The sequence below is a fragment of the Sedimentibacter sp. LTW-03 genome, assembly GCF_052059825.1.
GTDB lineage: Bacteria > Bacillota > Clostridia > Tissierellales > Sedimentibacteraceae > Sedimentibacter.
Genome location: NZ_CP197180.1, coordinates 390,466 through 406,894, shown reverse-complemented (window position 1 = coordinate 406,894; position 16,429 = coordinate 390,466). Strand labels below are relative to the sequence as shown.

Below are 16,429 nucleotides of genomic sequence, written 5' to 3'. Positions count from 1 at the left end.
ATTAATTGCCTCCGTGATGTCCGTGGAATCCGGCATGTATTTCATCAAGTTGAGAAAGCTCTCCCGCAATAAATGCATCAATGTTCTCCTTTGCAGAAGAACTCCTTGTTTTAAATATTTTAATATCAGCAGCCTTAAGTACTTCAGCTGCATTTTCTCCGCATCGACGCGCAAGTACCGATTCAGCCCCGCTGTCTACTATTGCCTGAGCCGCTTTAATTCCAGCTCCTCCTGTCATAGCTGCCGCACTGTTGTCAAGAAACACAGCTTCATTTGCTTCGGTATCATAAATCATAAAGTAAGGTGCTCGGCCAAATGACACGCACTCCTCTGTTTTAATGTCTTTTTTATCTACGGGTATTGCTATTTTCATAAAAGCCTCCATTTTTTCTTTACCGCACATTTGTACATCATGTCAAATGTTAATTCAAAGTACTTATTGAACTTTTACAGCATAAAATAATCGTTGTTATCGACATATGTCATTTATGTTTTAATTATACTCCTTATTTGACATATGTCAATAACATTTTAGAGGTTTCCCAAAAATTTGTTTTTATATCTTTGCAATTTATTTAAAGTATAAATACAAAAAATTTTTAATAGTGCTCAATTAATATTTTCGAACCATTTTCATTAAAATATATAAAATCTCCTTCAGGATAATGCCAGACAGAGCTAACAACTCTTGGCACCCATATTTCATTGCTCTGATGATAGTCTTCAACTATTGCCGACCATGGCGCCTTCCTCTCGCTGCCGTCCATAGAGACCGATATTCTATCATTTGTTCTGAAACTGCGCCATAACCCGTCCTCATCAAATGTAAATACACCTGAAGCTGATATTCCGTAGCAACTTATCTCTGCTTCGGCATGCGTGCTGTCGATTTCCTTCCACGTAATGAAATCTTGCAACGCTGCATTTGGGAAAATCAGACTTTCAGACAAATATGTCACTAAGCATGCCCTATCCATTTCAGCTCCTCTCTGATCGAATAGTGTTATAATCTTTGCAATAACTCCTTTCATTCTTCCTATTCCGCAATCATAGGAATCAAGCCCCTCAAATGGAATACCATACAAATTAGAATTTATAAACGCAAAGCGCTCAGGGCGTTTTACAAAATTGCACTGAGTATGATCAATCTTTATTGTCTTAGATGGTGACATCTTAAAATTTACATTTTTATAATATGCCTTCATATAACTCATTTTAGGCTTACCAATATACCCGCATTTCTTAAAATATTTTTGTACAGGCTCCGGAAGATTTATCATATCATTTTCAGTAAATACTTCTAATGTCTTGCTCATTGATTTAACTCTGTTTTCAATCACATTATTAAACTCTTTTTTTGTCTTTGAATACGGCATGTAAAGAAATAATATTAATAATACAATCACAAATAATCCTGATAATAGTAGATACCACATACTCTTTTTCTCCCCTTTCATATTATCCAAATCTTTGTCTTTAAAAATACAAATGTTATTTTGCTTTGAATTACTATTTCTAAAATATTATCTATTCATTTTAACAGCACGATTAAACATAAAATAACCTATTATGAACATTATTGCGATAGATGCAACCCCAGTCTTTGAATTTCCGCTGATTTGTGTGGTTAATCCCATTATAAACGCTCCGGTAAATGATGCTCCTTTTCCAAAGATATCAAAGAAACCAAAGTACTCACTTGATTTTTCTTTAGGAATAATTTTAGCAAAATACGACCTGGAAAGAGCTTGTATTGCTCCCTGAAACATTGCCACACACACGGCCAGGAACCAAAATTCCCACGCCTTATCCAACTGAAGCGCAAATATAGTTATTAAAAAGTAGCCTATTATGCTGACATTTATTAAATCTTTTGTCTTATATTTTTTAGAAAGTTTTCCGAACATTAGTGCAAATGGAAATGCAACAACCTGTGTCAGCAAAAGAGCAAACAGTAAATTGTTGTCACTTATGCCCACATCTTTTCCATAGGATGTTGCCATTTCAATTATTGTATATACTCCGTCAATATAGAAAAAAAACGCCATAAGAAATATAAAAATTTCTTTTTGGTTTTTTATATCCATAAATGTATTTTTCAGTCTAACAAGTGCTTCCCGTATAGCATTCTTTTTTGTTTCCACATAATAAATTTGTCTATAATTTTTAAGCAAAGGAAAAGAAGCAGCAACCCACCACGCTGCAGTCAATATGAAAGCAAATTTTGTTGCATTTGAAGCAGTAATATAAAGTTTATCTGAAAAAAGTATAATAACCAAACTCAATGTAAAGGGAACACAACTTCCTATATACCCCCATGCATACCCAAGGGAAGAGAGCAAGTCCATTTTATCTTCAGCCGTTACATCCGGCAGCATGGAATCATAAAATATCAAACTTCCTGATATACCTATCTTTGCAATTACAAATATAAAAAGAAATACAAACCACGACGCACTTATGGACAACGCGGCACATCCTATTGCACCAATCAAAAGGAATGCTGTAAACAAAGGTTTTTTATATCCTTTCGTGTCAGCAAGCGTTCCCAGTATAGGCCCTATTATTGCAACAATAAGCGTTGAAATTGATACTGCATATCCCCAATAAGCCGTTGAATTTGAAGCCGATATGCCGCTGCCAGTAGCAATATTCTTGAAATAAATAGGTATAATAGTCGATACGAGCAATATAAATGCGGAATTTCCCACATCATACATGATCCAATGCTTTTCCAGCGATGTTAATTTACTTTTAGAAGAAATAATGTCCCTCACCTCTTTATTTAGATATAATAATTATATTTCCATAATACCATATACAGCTTACTTTTCAACAAATAAAGAAGATTATTGCATATATATTTTGTAAATAATAAGAAAAATCTGCATACGCGAACTGGCATGCAGATTTAATCTCAATATTTCAGAAACCGATTATAAAGTATTAAGCTTTTGTTAATATATATAAACAAGTCCTTCTTTTATATCTTATAATTGTATAATATACCAGTACTATCAGTTAGCCTGATTTAACTTTATATCAAGGCAAACTCCGCCAACAGAGGTAGTTAGGCAACTTGTCTGGTGTATATCATACTCTTTGCCTTCATCAGATGAACCTTGCTTTGGCGGCAATATGTCACATTTAAGTTTATTATCAGAAAGCATCGTAAGAACATTTCCGCTTATAATATTTGCAATTTCAGAAATCGCTGATGTAACAAACTCATCAACTGAATCCAAATCCATTCCAACCATAATATTAACCATACTTAGTGAGGTTGATGGAGGGAACCTGTAAATAACTTCACCCTCAAGGTCTCCTGTTACTCCGATGGATATATCCAAGGAATCATCACATACAAAATCATCTGCAGGATTATCCTCTATGTCCGAAAGATCAAGCATAAGTTTAAACACATCACGGGTTGCTTTAACAAATGAGTTGTAAAGATTAGCGCTCATTGCCGTCCACCCCCTTTTCCTTTGCGTAAGAAGCAATATTTTGGTCATCTGCTGCAACATGGTTTATGAGCCATGCCAAGAGCTTTCCTGCAAACTGCAACATTAATTTTTCATCGCACCCGCTCTTTTCATATTCTTCAGAAACACTAAGTACATAACTAACCATGTCGTCATGTATTTTTTTATGCATATCATATCCAGGGTACTCGATGCTTCTCTGGTATCCTTCTTCAGCATTGAAATGCTCTACCACATATCCTTTCATGAATTCTAGTGTCTCATTTACTTTGCTAACTTTCTCATTCCAATCTGCAGATGATTTCACTGTCTGAATGAATAGCTCCACACGCCTGAACAGCTCCTTGTGCTGATTATCAATCAAAGGAACACCAAGTTCATATTTGTCTTTCCAAAGCATAATTTTCCTTCCCTTCTCTTAGAACTTAATATAGTATATCGGCATAATTTTTAAAAATTTAATTAATAATACAAAATCAGAATACCTTGTGTTCTTTTTTAACATGCCGGTATTCTGATTTTGTTTTTACTAAAAACTCTATGCGAAGGTCTATTCAGCTTCAAGCGCTGTAGCCCTCTGCACCAAACCTGTACTTATCAAATGCTCCACATAATTAGAACTTTCGTAGTTGGGAGCTATAGGCGTAACTGACATATATCCTTGTTTTACATAATCTATGTCCGAGTCCTCCTCAACATTAGATGCATCTTTCATACAAAGCGCGAAACTACTTGTTTCCTCATTTAATTTTTCTTCTTTAAAATAGAAAGGATATTGTCCCGGCGCAGATAGCCTTGCATAAACCTCTCCCTTAAATTCATCCGGTTTACAGGAAGGAATGTTCACATTCAGTATATAATTTCTATTCATCGAAGTTTTAATATACTTCTCTAAAAAAGCACCAAGGTACATGCGGCACACATCAAAATTATTGCCGTCCAATGAAAGAGCCAGTGACGGTATCTTGTACTGGTAGCCCTCTATGGCTCCGGCTACAGTTCCTGAATATAGTACGTCACCACCGTAATTTGTACCGTTATTAATGCCGGAGAGTATAAGATCTGGTTTTTCGTCAAGCAAATTGTTAAGTGCTAAACGTACGCAGTCGGCAGGGGTGCTTCCTATGCTCCATGCACCTTTTACCTTAACCGGGAAATCATATTTCTTGACGATTATCGGTCCATGTATGGTTATACCGTGAGACACAGCACTTCTTTGTCTGTCTGGCGCCGCCACATAAACTTCTCCGAAGTCCTTCACAATATCAGCCAATACTTTTATTCCTTCTGAAAATATTCCGTCATCGTTGGTTAATAGAATTTTCATCATAATACACCTCTGTCACATATTGTAAGTAAATGCATTATATCATGAAATACTATTATTGTAGACAAATAATTTCTAAAATTATTTTAACAGGTAAGAATAAGCAACGTCATTCATACCGATTGATAAGCTTCAAGCATTCTTTTTCATAATGATTCTTTGATATATTCAATCGGTACATCCATGCGAACAGCTATTTCTTCAACAGAAAGACCCGAATTAATAAGAATTTATGTGTTGCTAAATCAATTCAATAATTACTTTTTTATTTTATGCATAATTCTTAAGCAGCCATCTAGGTGTAACATTTGATGCCTTGAAAACGGCATTAAAAACAGTCCTGCATATGTTTTTTTACACCAATAATCAACGAGCCAAAAAGCATTTTCATCTGTAGAAACAACATTTAATTTTATTAAATCATTTTTCCTGACATCTTTAACCTTTAACCTTGACTCTTTAAAATTCATTTGGTTAATTAACTGATTTGTGTTTGCATAAACATCATCTACATAATGTTTTAACTGATTAATGTCTAAGGAAAGACTAAATTGAACAAGCTGGTCTCTTTTTAGCTCGTTGCCTGTAGTTTTAATAGGGCTGCTTAATAAACTATCATATTTATTTTCAAAAAATACTTGTTTCTTACCTAAAATAAGAGTGTTAGATGTAATATCTTCAATCCTGGTTAGATGATATAAATAATATGCAATTGTTTTATCCGATTTCAGCGGCATTATGCAGTAGTCTTTTTTTTCACAGTTTGCAAATATATAATCATCAATTTCTTTTAATTCTTTGCGGAGCTGAAGTAAATTTATCTTACCCTCCTCAAATTTATCTTTACACTTTATTTGTGATTGAAAAGTTTTAAATAAACTAGAACGTTCCTGTTTCGATTTCATTTACTCTCCTTCTATCTCATAGGTATAAATTCTGAAAATACATATGTAGTTTTTTTAGCAGCTATGCTATTTAAAAAATGACAATTCATGCACTAAAAATGATTTAATAAACACGTTGTTCTCCTGGTTAAGTGTAGGTTGGAATGCCGCATAACGGCATTTCTTGTAGCGCTCATCATCTAAACAAAAGTCATACCCCATTACACATTTCGGATTACAATCATTTGGATCTAGTAATCTTTTACATACAGACGCTTTTTTAATTTCCTTCTTCATTTTTTCGGGAAGGGTACCTAAAAAACTTTCATATTCCTCTAAATGCTGTGGATATATGCGCAATTTCACGCCTGATTTCCTACATAAAAAAGTCGCTAACGTTTTTTTGTTAAATAGATAAGAAACCGTAAATCCACTTTTAGCACTTTTGATATTGCACTTACATCCACTTTCTAAAAGGAAGCTATTTACCTCAGATGCAAAATCTTTGTTATTATTATCTACATTTTCAAGAAAATCCTCAAATGAAACCTCTGGCATTATTGTCACCTCCTTATTTTTTTGTAACAGGTATCCACACTTCATATTGAGCATTATTAGGGTCAGGATTTAGATAAACTTCAATATCCGGGGCATTTGCATACTCATATCCTGAAGTAGGAAGCCATTCTGTTATAATACGCTGCTCTAACTCTTGAATTGATATATTTGTTCCGCTACCAACAAATATTGCCCAAGTAGATTCAGGCACTATGTATTCTTCTAAAGTTTCATCAATCTCAGTCGTGCTTGAAACTGCAATAAAATATTTCCACTCTTCACAATCATTGCATAAACTTACTCCCAAAAGTCCCATAGGTTGATTATTCATCATGGCAGCCAATTTAGAGATGGTACCATCCATTGCTGCTGTATGCCACATTTGCGGAACAATTGCAAAATTTTTCTCAATTTCTTTATTTAGCGGATGAGAAACTCCCACAATTCTAAATGATTCTTTTTCTTCAATTCGATAGTTCAATTCCTCTACTCCTTTAACGGTAATTTTGAAGCTTATAGGCGGATATGATTTCATTGTTACACCATCCTTTTTTAATGATGATGGAGCTATTCCATGTATGGCTTTAAATGCACGATTAAATGCCGTTGGCGAAGAATAACCATATTTAAGTGCAACATCAATAATCTTTTCATCTTTACCTTGTAAATCAACAGCAGCTAACGACATACGCCTGCGCCTAATGTACTCTGAAAGAGGAACACCAGCCATATACGAAAACATTCTTTGAAAATGATATGTAGAACAACAAGCTATCTTCGCCGCTTGCTCATAACTGATTTCTTCTGAAATATTATCTTCGATGTAGTTTATTGCTTTGTTTAGACGCTCTATCCATTCCATATAATTTGCTCCTTATAGTTAATATAGTAGTTTATTTTACTCTTTAGTTCCTCTCTTTTAATGCATTTAAAAGAGAGCTTATTATGTTAAAAGTATGAAACATCATTCTAAAATCAAAATAAATATTAGGCTTCAAGCACTGCCGGCGAGAAAATGTCCCCTGAAATAATCTCGGCAATTGTACAGGATATCGTTATTATAATTGTATATCTTTTCCTCATATTTTACAACACCGGAACGTCATAATAGACACCAGTATAATTCCAAGCAAAAATAGTACTGCCAAAAATAAAGCCATTAACATCCTAATGTCTTTATTTTTGGCAGTTTAACTCAAAGCTAATTATATATTATTAAATATAATTAAATGTAATATTTACTTATAAAAAAAATTTATTTTATCACCTTTAACCAAAAGAATAGTCATCCACGCTATTAACCCGCAGATAACTGCGGTAAAACCTAATAAAGCATCCTTAAAACTCATTTCTAAAAAAGGCTCTCCTTCAGCAATGCAGAAAAATCCATCCACTAACCACATAAGTGAAGCTCCCCAGTACATAAAGCTAAGCGTACTGACTTTGTAAGGGTCCTTTGGCATTTGTACATACCAAACAATAGTAGCAATAATTGCAGCAAAAAATGTAATTAATAGATACATTTTTACTCCTCCCCCATAGCATGCTTAAAAGCAGCTGTTGTTTTATATAAGTAATCTGATACAAGCACCATAACACTCCATATTGCAGTAACAAAAATCGCCATAGAAACACCTACCGTAGCAATTTCATGAAGCATAGGTGCAATATTTTCAGGGTTGTTCATTGCAGTCAAAAATGGTGGTCTGAGAACTACTTCTCCGTGCCAAATATGTTCAATGGCTAGAAGAAAAACTCCTCCCCATAAAAGATTCGTCAACCAATTTAATTTACGGCTCCATGATAACCCTGTTTCAGTCTTGATGTCAGGAACTCCATCATCAGATTTTAAATTAATTTTTGAAATCTCTTTCTTTTTTACACTCTTTTTTATAACAGTTATGACAACAGCTTCAGCTGCCGGCACTAAAAAACACGCCATAATATCCCTCCCTTTAAGATAAATTAATAATCAGCAAATTCTCGATATCATTTGATTCTCAAGTATAGCAAGTATCCGTTCCCCTCCGAGCCACGTCCTTACACATACCTTACTGTATAAATCATCAAATTTTCCAATTATTTGTGAGTTTTGGCAATCATCTAACATATTAATACAATTAAGGATTTTTGTACCAAACCCTTTTTCAACAACGAGTATCATCCTGCCCTCACAGGCAAAGTATAGGGGATCTGTACCCAGAAGTTCATGGACAGATTTAACAGCCGGTCTTATTTGTAACTTCTCCTCTTCTATTATAGCTCCAATATTATAACTGTCGGATATTTCGCAAAGCGCATTTGCAACACCTCCACGGGTAGGGTCTCGCATAAGCTTCACATGCTTAATACCATCGCCAAGAACAGAAACAATCTCTGAAAGAGGATTGCAGTCACTTGTAAAGTCTCCCTTTAAACCAAGCTCATATCTTTTAAGTAAAATTGCGGTCCCATGTTCGCCTACAGTTCCCGTAAGTATAATCTCATCACCTGATGTTATTTTTCTTGGGTTAAAAAATTTATGTACTTTTCCAATACCAGAGGTATTGATATAGATTCCGTCTGCCGACCCTTTTTCCACCACTTTAGTATCCCCAGCCACAATTTTGACTCCGGCTTTTTTACAAATACTGCTCATAGATGAAGCAATCAAATCCAGTTTTTCAATTTCAAACCCTTCTTCTATGACAAAACCCGCACTGAGATACAGAGGAACCGCTCCTGCCGATGTCAGATCATTGACTGTCCCGCATACGGCGAGCTTTCCGATATCTCCGCCCGGGAAAAAAATTGGCTTTACCACAAAGCTGTCTGTGGTAAACGCAAGCCGTCCTGCCTTCATTTGAAAAATAGCAGAATCTTGATATCCTGTAAGAATTTCATTGTCAAAATACTTATAAAAAATATCCCTGATTAGATTATTTGTTAATAGGCCTCCGTCGCCGTGTCGAAGCATAATTCGTTGATTCAAACTTTATTACCTCCATATCTGTAGTACGCTGCGCATGCCCCTTCTGAAGAAACCATACATGGTCCTATAGGATGCTCAGGAGAACATTTGCGTCCAAAGTTCACACACATATCCGGCGTTTTTTCTCCTATTAGTACTTTCCCACAATCACATTGATTGAGGAAAACATTAGGACTTGATTGTATTTCAATATTAAATTTTTTTAAAGCGTCATATTCTTCAAAGTCACTGTTTATTGTAAAAGCAGAATCTATTATTATTCCAATACCTCTCCAATTTGCATCAGATATTTGAAACACTTCGTTTATAAGATGGAGAGCCAGCGTATTTCCTGCATCACATACGCATCTTTTATATGTGTTCATGAGTTGAACAGGCACTTCTCCTGTAAGCTGCCTGCATAAAATGCTTATGGATGCAATAATATCCATTGCCTCAAAGCCGCATATGACTGCGGGCATATTATAAACAGTGGTTATTGGCAAAAAAGGAGCTGTGCCAGTTATGGCAGCAACATGGCCGGGACAAAGCATTGCATCAAAATTAACGCTGCCTTTTTCCAAAATAAATCTTATTACAGGCTCCATTCGCTTAAGTGACGTTAGCAGAAATAAATTATTAATTTTTTGTTTCCGCGCCATTTTAATTAATGCTGCGTACAAAGGTGCTGTAGTTTCAAAGCCAACCGCTGCAAATACAATATTTTCACCTTTTCGCCTTTGTGCAAGATTAAGCACATCTTCAGGTGAATAGACTGTTACCACCTTTTTCCCTAAAGTGATCTGTTCTTCCAAGTTGCCGCATGAACCGCTGACTCTCAAAAGATCTCCAAATGAAGCTACTACAACATTTTCATAGTTTAATAGCTTTATTAGCGCATCAATATAACCTGCTTCAGTTACACATACCGGGCAGCCGGGCCCTGAAACAAGGCGGATTTTTGGAGAAAGAATTTTTTTGATTCCAAATCTGGCAATTTGATGTGTATGTGTGCCGCAAATTTCCATTATGCGAATATCTTCGGTAATAGTTTTGTTAATTTTTTCAACAGTTTTTCCAATTAACAGTTTATCTTCTTCTATCATTGCATACCCCTCAACATATCTTGAAGAGCATTTTTAAGAAAATTAAAATACTCGTCGTCAATTCTATTTATAGCAAATCCTGCATGCACCATGACTTTATCACCAACTCTTGGCTTGTCGATTAACAAAATATTTACTTCTTTTCTAACCCCCATTATATCTACCTCCGCATGGGGTTCATTAATATTGATTACTTTTGCCGGAATCGCAAGGCACATAATTATTCTCCTTCAAAATAGCACCAGCCGCCACCGCCTGTCCGAAAGAAATTCCTCCGTCATTTGATGGTGTAAGCCGATTATAATAAACGTTAAATTTCAAATTTCTAAGCTTAAATATAAGTTTTTCAAGTAAGTATGTATTTTCAAAAACTCCTCCGCTCAGCACAATATCTTTTATTGCTGTTTTTTCGTAAATTTTGCATACACATTCAGCTGTGGCTTCAACTAAGGTGTTATGAAATTTTGATGATATAATGAACTTTGGTTCTTTATTTCTAATGTCTCTTATAATATCTTTTAGAATATCTTCATATTCCAGCACAAAACCATCTTCGGTATCATTAATTGAATATTTATAAAAGTTACAAACTTCTTTATCAGCTATGCTTTCTAATTCAATAGCAGCTTGTGCATCATAAGTTATTTGTGCTTGAAACCCGCATAGTGCTGCAACACAGTCAAAAAATCTTCCCATGCTGGAGGATTCAAAGCATTTAATTTTATTTTTAATTGCAGAATTAACCGCATCCAAAACAAAGGGATCTATTTTGCGTAAAAATTCATGAGAATCAACACCAATAGATAATAGATAGGATGCGGCGCACCTCCACGGTTCTTTTACTGCACTGTCGCCTCCTTGAAGCGTTACATAATTTAAATGGCCTGCCCTTTTATATTCAGATAATGAACCTACAAGGAATTCTCCTCCCCATACCGAACCATCTGTACCCAAGCCTGTTCCATCGTATATTACGCCAATCACCTTATGCGACAATTTATTTTCAGCCATGCAGCCAGCCATGTGCGCATGATGATGCTGAACTGCTATTTTTTCGCCTACTTGTTCCTTTGCATAACGTGTAGAAATATAATCCGGATTTAAATCGCAAGCGTAAATATCTGGATGATAATTAAACAAACTTTTAAAATGCTCAATTTGCCTGCTAAAAACTTTATACGTTTTATACTCGTTTAGATCCCCTATGTACTGGCTTGCTGTAGCAAAACCATTTTCAGTAATGCATACAGAACATTTTTGCTCAGGTCCCACTGCCAATATCCTGTTCTTTATTTCTATATGTATTGTCAAAGGGGCGTACCCGCGCCCACATCGAACAAGCACCTCATGCTCATCTGCAACTTTTACTACCGCATCATCCACCGGCACAATTATCTCACGATTATGCACCAAAAAGTATTCTGCAACAGCACTAAGAGTTTTTACAGCAATATCATCTTGGTAGCATATGGGAGAGCCGCTGATATTTCCGCTAGTCATAACAAGATAGTCAATTTCATCTTGAAAAAGAAGAAAATGGAGGGGTGTATAAGGCAACATAACTCCAAGACTTTTTTGATTCGGTGCAATATCTTGAGGTAAATACTCCGGTGATTTCTTGCGCAGCAATAAGATTGGTTTCTTGCTTCCTGTTAAGATTTCTTTTTCTTTTTTTGATACCTCACAAATTCTATGAATTGATTCCATATTGCGAGCCATTATTGCCAGCGGTTTATGTGGTCTGTGTTTAAGTTTTCGAAGTTTTTGCACTACCTCTGAATCTTCTGCGTTGCAGCATAGGTGATATCCTCCTATTCCTTTCACAGCAAGAATTTTACCTTTATGAATCAATTCCCTGGCAAGACTTATGCAATCAAGCGAATCCACCCTGTTACCTTGATCATCTAGCAGCTCCAGCATTGGCCCGCAGTCAGAGCAGCAATTTGTTTGTGCGTGAAACCGTCGGTTATCTTTAGCGCTGTATTCACCTTGGCATTGTGAACACATTTTAAACTTAGACATAGAAATGGTTTCTCTGTCATAGGGAAGGCTGTTTATAATAGAGTATCTTGGCCCGCAATCTGTACAGCTTATAAAAGGATACTTAAACCGTTTGTTGCCTAATGCGTTAAATTCTTTTAAACAGCTTTCACACACAGCTATATCAGCAGACAAAAAATTTGCTGTATTGTCATCAGCCCTGCTGGTTTTAATTGAAAAGTCAGTGTATCCACAAACTTGTTGTAATCTCATCTGAAAATCTGCAATTACAGCATTACTAGGATACTCATTTTGAAGTATTCGAATAAACTCTTTGATACTTCCTTCATTTCCCTCAACGTCTACTATAACTTTTGAGCCATGGTTTTCAACCCATCCTTTGAGCTGAAGCCCTTCTGCAGTTCTGTATACAAAAGGGCGAAATCCAACCCCTTGTACAATTCCTGCCAGAGTTATAACGTACCTTTTTATATTATTCAAAGACATCCCCATCAATATTTTTAATAATAGCCGTAAGTTTTTCATAAGGTTTATGCTCAACATTTATGACTGTCCATTCACCAAACATAACACTGTCACGATCTTTCAAATGAGATAAAAGATGTGGTCCTTCAATATGGCTGCCTTCATCAACTTCAATATTTATTTCATTTATTTTAACAATTCCATTTTGTTCGCAAAGAGTAATAATAGATTGATATATTTTTTCTATCAAGTGTGTATCATGCATTGTCAATTTCCTCCTTTATATTTAAAATTGTTGTTAAAACAATATTGCAAATCTTATCAAATGATTTTTGAAGCGGTTCGCTTAGCTCAAATCCAAAGCCTATTTCAGCTGCTTCAATACCAATTAAATAACCTTGTGATTTCGGATGATACAAGTCAATTAAGTCAAAAAGGCTGAATTCGTGTTGTGTACGTAACCTTCGGCGATTTTTTAATGCGTAACTGAGAAGCATTATATCAACACTGCCAGGTTCTTTTTCCTGTGTCATAGCATCAATTATAATTAAAAAATCCTCAGGCTTAATTTCATCAAAACAACATTGAAAATCTGTTTCTCCAACTAATGAATCAATACCACGCGTGCTGAGATTATCTTGAATAGCACCAACAACCTTTGATCCTATTCCATCGTCACGCATAACACAGCTTCCAATACCTATCACAAACATCCGTTTCATGGCACTACCTTCATAGTTTTAATTAAACTACCATTTGTATAAACGTGAGTAGCACAAGAAACACATGGGTCAAAGGAGCGTATAATTCTTCCAATCTCTACCGGAGAGTCTGTGTTCTGTATTATTGTACCAATCAACGCCTTTTCTCCAGGGCCAGGTAAATTATCTTCACTTCTCGTTGAAAGATTCCATGCAGATGGAGTGATAATCTGATAAAGCGATATTACGCTGTTTTCAATTTTCATCCAATGACCCAAAGCCCCTCGCGTAGTGTCAATCAAACCTGCACCTTTAGCATTCTCAGGGACTTCATATTCTTTTTGAACAGAAATTCCTGGAATAACGTTATTAAGAAGCGTAAGAATAATATCTGCTATTTTTGCGGCTTCAAGAACTCTGGCCAAAGTTCTGTCCATTGTAGATATTCCGTTTCTGTATTCGCCGCAAAGCCACATTCTTGCCAACGGCCCAACCTCATAAGGAAGTCCTCTATACCTTGGAGCTTTCACCCACGAGTATGCATCAATTTTATCCATATCAGGTTCAGGAATTGTTTGATATGGCGTATAAGTATCTTCGTTTGCTATGTACCATGATGAGTAAATATTTTCAGTAATTTCTGCCGGATTAAGTTCCACAATCTTGCCTCCGCTGTACGCTAAAGGATTAACATAAAGAGTTCCAAGCTTTTCATATTCATTAAAACAGCCAAAACTGAGAAGATTTCCGTAACCTCGTCCAATTCTAAAATACTCTTCATAGTATTCAGCAATGGTATAAGCATCGGGTATCATTTTATTGCAGATAAATTCTCTAATATTTTGCAGAAGAGATCGTAACTGCAATATTTTCTCCTGCGTTGCCTGCGATGTAATTCCGCCGATAAAAACTCCATGGTTATGCGGAGCTTTTCCTCCTAAAACAGCCAGCATTTCATGCGCATTTCTGCTATACACGAGAGAATCAAAATAATGCTGTACAATTAAATCATTTTTTTGTTTTGGCAACCTAAAGTCATTGTGGTTAGTTTCAAAAAGCGTATTGCCTTCAGGCAGCTTTATAAAATCAGGTGCCGTGTACTGATAAAAATGTCTTATGTGGTTTTGAAGAAATTCGCATCCATGAATTATATCTCTCAAATATCTGCCCTGTTGAGAAGGAATAATACCAAAAGCATCCTCCAGCGCCAGAGTTGATGCCATTGAATGAGCAGCTGAACAAATACCGCATATTCTTTGAGTAAAATATACGGCATCAAAGGGGCTTCTCCCCTCCAGCATTTTTTCAAAGCCCCTGAAAAGCAAACCTTCTGTTTTTGCATCTGTTACAGTATTATTGCCAATGATCGCATCGATTTCCATAAACCCGCTAATTCGGGTAACAGGACTAATTTTTACTCTCTTCATTTTTTCAGCTCTCCTATGTAGTATCGTAACTAATAAATGGTTCCATTTTATCAGGAAACCCAAACATGGCACAGCCAATGCAAGGACTATCATCCTCAATAGGCCAGTTTACACCCTCATTCCACTTTCTGACGGGGCAGTCAACTCTTGTGACCGGACCTCTGCATCCAATCTTAAACATGCAGGTTTTTTCTCCAAGTTTCGATGCAAAAATCCCGCTGTCAAAATATTTTCTCCTTGGACATATATCATGAATTAACGTGCTATAAAGCATAATCGGACGTTGCCTGCTATCCAATTCCGGTTCTCCAAAAAGCATTATGTAAGCAAGTGTTCCCATAAACCAGTCAGGGTGACATGGACAACCCGGAAGCTTTATAACCTTTTTGTTTAGTAAGCTTTGAATGCCCACACATTGAGCCGGATTTGGCCTTGCCGCAGAAATACCTCCGTCGGAAGCACATGTACCCACAGCTATAACATAAGCAGCCTTTTCCCCAAATTTTTTAATTGCGTCATATGCAGTTACAGGCTGGCCTCTCCACCTTCCGATAATATTGTACAATCCGTTATTCTTCGTCGAAACAGCGCCCTCAACAGCTAATATGTAGTCGTCATCGATAACACTAAACAATTTTTCCATGGCGTCTTCACCTTCAGCTGCCATTAGACTATTGTCATAAATAAAATTTACCATTTGAGTGGCCAGACTTTTAAAATCCGGGTTTGCCCCATCCAGAAGGGAAATAATATTTCCTGAACATCCTGTAAGCTCAAACCATATTAAATTTCTTTTTTTTATTTTATTTTGTTTAACAGAATCTATTACTTTATGAACAAGCAAAGATGTCGTCTCTAACCTAGTGTAAAAATTCGGACAAATACTAATTTTTTCATTCATTCTACCATCTTCCCAACCACCTTCAATTTATTTAGAACCGGCTGACCTGCGTGACATGAAGCAAACTGATTGGTTACGTCAGTACCGGCCGAAAGTCCAAAATGAGTCGCTCCTCCCCAAGCCGCATTATTCGTTATATCATATACAACGCCATTTACTGCCACATACGCCGGATTTCCGTTCCTGCCGTTATATGTTGATAGTTCAGCTTCCGTAAATATTCTGGTTGTATCTGGTTGTAAAATATTAGTACTATCACTATCCTCCAGACCTTGAACCAGAGTGGTAATATTGGATATATTTTTGCGCAGGCGATTTAAAAGCTTATTTTTAGCGCAAGAATTTGGGGTTATATATAAACAATCGATTATGTCATTTATTTCATTTAAATTATCGTTTATTAAATTTATCAAAATTTCACTATTTTTCATGTATAATCTCCTTATATGCTTATTCAAAATTAGTACATTATATTCTATATAAATTTAAATGTGTTTGTGGCAATTGCCCTTTCCGTTTTACCGCAGATGATATCATTAAGAGTGAAATTCTTGTTTAAATAATTCAGGTTTCCTAAATATAAAAAACAACCTCTCAATTGAAGGGTTGTTCTAAGCTAAATAG

General features: G+C 35.9%; 20 protein-coding genes. All 20 read right to left on the bottom strand.

The annotated features are described in order from the left end of the window. Position 1: 1 nt before the first annotated feature. Positions 2-373, bottom strand: coding sequence for a NifB/NifX family molybdenum-iron cluster-binding protein (locus ACS3UD_RS02000; protein WP_308138001.1), 372 nt, complete (start codon positions 371-373; stop codon positions 2-4). 226 nt (positions 374-599) lie between these two features. Continuing rightward, on the bottom strand, positions 600-1,436 hold the full coding sequence (locus tag ACS3UD_RS01995; RefSeq protein ID WP_308138002.1) for a DUF6544 family protein: 837 nt from the start codon (positions 1,434-1,436) through the stop codon (positions 600-602). An 87-nt stretch (positions 1,437-1,523) separates the two neighbouring features. Continuing rightward, on the bottom strand, positions 1,524-2,720 hold the full coding sequence (locus ACS3UD_RS01990) for an MFS transporter (RefSeq protein ID WP_308138003.1): 1,197 nt from the start codon (positions 2,718-2,720) through the stop codon (positions 1,524-1,526). Between the two features lie 297 nt (positions 2,721-3,017). After that, on the bottom strand, positions 3,018-3,467 hold the full coding sequence (locus tag ACS3UD_RS01985; RefSeq protein WP_308138004.1) for a chemotaxis protein CheX: 450 nt from the start codon (positions 3,465-3,467) through the stop codon (positions 3,018-3,020). Further along, on the bottom strand, positions 3,457-3,885 hold the full coding sequence (locus tag ACS3UD_RS01980; RefSeq protein ID WP_308138005.1) for a bacteriohemerythrin: 429 nt from the start codon (positions 3,883-3,885) through the stop codon (positions 3,457-3,459). Before ACS3UD_RS01980 ends, ACS3UD_RS01985 begins: the two co-directional genes overlap by 11 nt. 150 nt (positions 3,886-4,035) lie before the next feature. After that, on the bottom strand, positions 4,036-4,815 hold the full coding sequence (gene surE, locus ACS3UD_RS01975; protein ID WP_308138006.1) for a 5'/3'-nucleotidase SurE: 780 nt from the start codon (positions 4,813-4,815) through the stop codon (positions 4,036-4,038). Positions 4,816-5,069: 254 nt separating this feature from the next. Continuing rightward, on the bottom strand, positions 5,070-5,717 hold the full coding sequence (locus ACS3UD_RS01970) for a phage head-tail adapter protein (RefSeq protein WP_308138007.1): 648 nt from the start codon (positions 5,715-5,717) through the stop codon (positions 5,070-5,072). A gap of 66 nt (positions 5,718-5,783) precedes the next feature. Continuing rightward, on the bottom strand, positions 5,784-6,254 hold the full coding sequence (locus ACS3UD_RS01965) for a hypothetical protein (RefSeq protein ID WP_308138008.1): 471 nt from the start codon (positions 6,252-6,254) through the stop codon (positions 5,784-5,786). Positions 6,255-6,267: 13 nt separating this feature from the next. After that, on the bottom strand, positions 6,268-7,116 hold the full coding sequence (locus ACS3UD_RS01960) for an AraC family transcriptional regulator (protein ID WP_308138009.1): 849 nt from the start codon (positions 7,114-7,116) through the stop codon (positions 6,268-6,270). A gap of 376 nt (positions 7,117-7,492) precedes the next feature. Continuing rightward, on the bottom strand, positions 7,493-7,777 hold the full coding sequence (locus ACS3UD_RS01955; RefSeq protein ID WP_308138010.1) for a hypothetical protein: 285 nt from the start codon (positions 7,775-7,777) through the stop codon (positions 7,493-7,495). Positions 7,778-7,779: 2 nt separating this feature from the next. Continuing rightward, positions 7,780-8,196, bottom strand: a complete 417-nt coding sequence (locus ACS3UD_RS01950) for a hypothetical protein (RefSeq protein ID WP_308138011.1) — start codon at positions 8,194-8,196, stop codon at positions 7,780-7,782. 30 nt (positions 8,197-8,226) lie between these two features. After that, complete coding sequence (gene hypE, locus ACS3UD_RS01945; protein ID WP_308138012.1) at positions 8,227-9,225, bottom strand: hydrogenase expression/formation protein HypE; 999 nt, start codon at positions 9,223-9,225, stop codon at positions 8,227-8,229. Beyond that, positions 9,222-10,310 carry a hydrogenase formation protein HypD gene (gene hypD, locus ACS3UD_RS01940; RefSeq protein ID WP_308138013.1) on the bottom strand — a complete coding sequence of 363 codons (1,089 nt, stop codon included), beginning with the start codon at positions 10,308-10,310 and terminating at the stop codon, positions 9,222-9,224. The genes hypE and hypD overlap by 4 nt, the downstream gene beginning before the upstream one ends. Next, positions 10,307-10,528: a HypC/HybG/HupF family hydrogenase formation chaperone gene (locus ACS3UD_RS01935; protein ID WP_308138014.1), complete on the bottom strand. Its 222-nt coding sequence runs from the start codon at positions 10,526-10,528 to the stop codon at positions 10,307-10,309. Before ACS3UD_RS01935 ends, hypD begins: the two co-directional genes overlap by 4 nt. After that, complete coding sequence (gene hypF, locus ACS3UD_RS01930; RefSeq protein WP_308138015.1) at positions 10,491-12,791, bottom strand: carbamoyltransferase HypF; 2,301 nt, start codon at positions 12,789-12,791, stop codon at positions 10,491-10,493. The genes ACS3UD_RS01935 and hypF overlap by 38 nt, the downstream gene beginning before the upstream one ends. Then, positions 12,784-13,041: a hypothetical protein gene (locus tag ACS3UD_RS01925; RefSeq protein ID WP_308138016.1), complete on the bottom strand. Its 258-nt coding sequence runs from the start codon at positions 13,039-13,041 to the stop codon at positions 12,784-12,786. Before ACS3UD_RS01925 ends, hypF begins: the two co-directional genes overlap by 8 nt. Then, positions 13,034-13,498 carry a hydrogenase maturation protease gene (locus ACS3UD_RS01920; RefSeq protein WP_440977721.1) on the bottom strand — a complete coding sequence of 155 codons (465 nt, stop codon included), beginning with the start codon at positions 13,496-13,498 and terminating at the stop codon, positions 13,034-13,036. The genes ACS3UD_RS01925 and ACS3UD_RS01920 overlap by 8 nt, the downstream gene beginning before the upstream one ends. Further along, a complete protein-coding gene (locus ACS3UD_RS01915) occupies positions 13,495-14,904 on the bottom strand; it encodes a nickel-dependent hydrogenase large subunit (RefSeq protein WP_308138018.1) in 1,410 nt (469 codons plus the stop codon). The genes ACS3UD_RS01920 and ACS3UD_RS01915 overlap by 4 nt, the downstream gene beginning before the upstream one ends. Positions 14,905-14,917: 13 nt before the next feature. Further along, positions 14,918-15,805, bottom strand: coding sequence for a hydrogenase small subunit (locus tag ACS3UD_RS01910; protein WP_308138019.1), 888 nt, complete (start codon positions 15,803-15,805; stop codon positions 14,918-14,920). After that, positions 15,802-16,236: a cytochrome b5 domain-containing protein gene (locus ACS3UD_RS01905; protein WP_308138020.1), complete on the bottom strand. Its 435-nt coding sequence runs from the start codon at positions 16,234-16,236 to the stop codon at positions 15,802-15,804. Before ACS3UD_RS01905 ends, ACS3UD_RS01910 begins: the two co-directional genes overlap by 4 nt. Positions 16,237-16,429: the final 193 nt, after the last annotated feature.

Excerpts from the sequence above, each read along its gene's own strand:
- ACS3UD_RS02000 (WP_308138001.1), bottom strand. The coding sequence starts at position 373 with ATGAAAATAGCAATACCCGTAGATAAAAAAGACATTAAAACAGAGGAG.
- ACS3UD_RS01995 (WP_308138002.1), bottom strand. The coding sequence starts at position 1,436 with ATGTGGTATCTACTATTATCAGGATTATTTGTGATTGTATTATTAATA.
- ACS3UD_RS01990 (WP_308138003.1), bottom strand. The coding sequence starts at position 2,720 with ATGTATGATGTGGGAAATTCCGCATTTATATTGCTCGTATCGACTATT.
- ACS3UD_RS01985 (WP_308138004.1), bottom strand. The coding sequence starts at position 3,467 with ATGAGCGCTAATCTTTACAACTCATTTGTTAAAGCAACCCGTGATGTG.
- ACS3UD_RS01980 (WP_308138005.1), bottom strand. The coding sequence starts at position 3,885 with ATGCTTTGGAAAGACAAATATGAACTTGGTGTTCCTTTGATTGATAAT.
- surE (WP_308138006.1), bottom strand. The coding sequence starts at position 4,815 with ATGATGAAAATTCTATTAACCAACGATGACGGAATATTTTCAGAAGGA.
- ACS3UD_RS01970 (WP_308138007.1), bottom strand. The coding sequence starts at position 5,717 with ATGAAATCGAAACAGGAACGTTCTAGTTTATTTAAAACTTTTCAATCA.
- ACS3UD_RS01965 (WP_308138008.1), bottom strand. The coding sequence starts at position 6,254 with ATGCCAGAGGTTTCATTTGAGGATTTTCTTGAAAATGTAGATAATAAT.
- ACS3UD_RS01960 (WP_308138009.1), bottom strand. The coding sequence starts at position 7,116 with ATGGAATGGATAGAGCGTCTAAACAAAGCAATAAACTACATCGAAGAT.
- ACS3UD_RS01955 (WP_308138010.1), bottom strand. The coding sequence starts at position 7,777 with ATGTATCTATTAATTACATTTTTTGCTGCAATTATTGCTACTATTGTT.
- ACS3UD_RS01950 (WP_308138011.1), bottom strand. The coding sequence starts at position 8,196 with ATGGCGTGTTTTTTAGTGCCGGCAGCTGAAGCTGTTGTCATAACTGTT.
- hypD (WP_308138013.1), bottom strand. The coding sequence starts at position 10,310 with ATGATAGAAGAAGATAAACTGTTAATTGGAAAAACTGTTGAAAAAATT.
- ACS3UD_RS01935 (WP_308138014.1), bottom strand. The coding sequence starts at position 10,528 with ATGTGCCTTGCGATTCCGGCAAAAGTAATCAATATTAATGAACCCCAT.
- ACS3UD_RS01925 (WP_308138016.1), bottom strand. The coding sequence starts at position 13,041 with ATGCATGATACACACTTGATAGAAAAAATATATCAATCTATTATTACT.
- ACS3UD_RS01920 (WP_440977721.1), bottom strand. The coding sequence starts at position 13,498 with ATGAAACGGATGTTTGTGATAGGTATTGGAAGCTGTGTTATGCGTGAC.
- ACS3UD_RS01915 (WP_308138018.1), bottom strand. The coding sequence starts at position 14,904 with ATGAAGAGAGTAAAAATTAGTCCTGTTACCCGAATTAGCGGGTTTATG.
- ACS3UD_RS01910 (WP_308138019.1), bottom strand. The coding sequence starts at position 15,805 with ATGAATGAAAAAATTAGTATTTGTCCGAATTTTTACACTAGGTTAGAG.
- ACS3UD_RS01905 (WP_308138020.1), bottom strand. The coding sequence starts at position 16,236 with ATGAAAAATAGTGAAATTTTGATAAATTTAATAAACGATAATTTAAAT.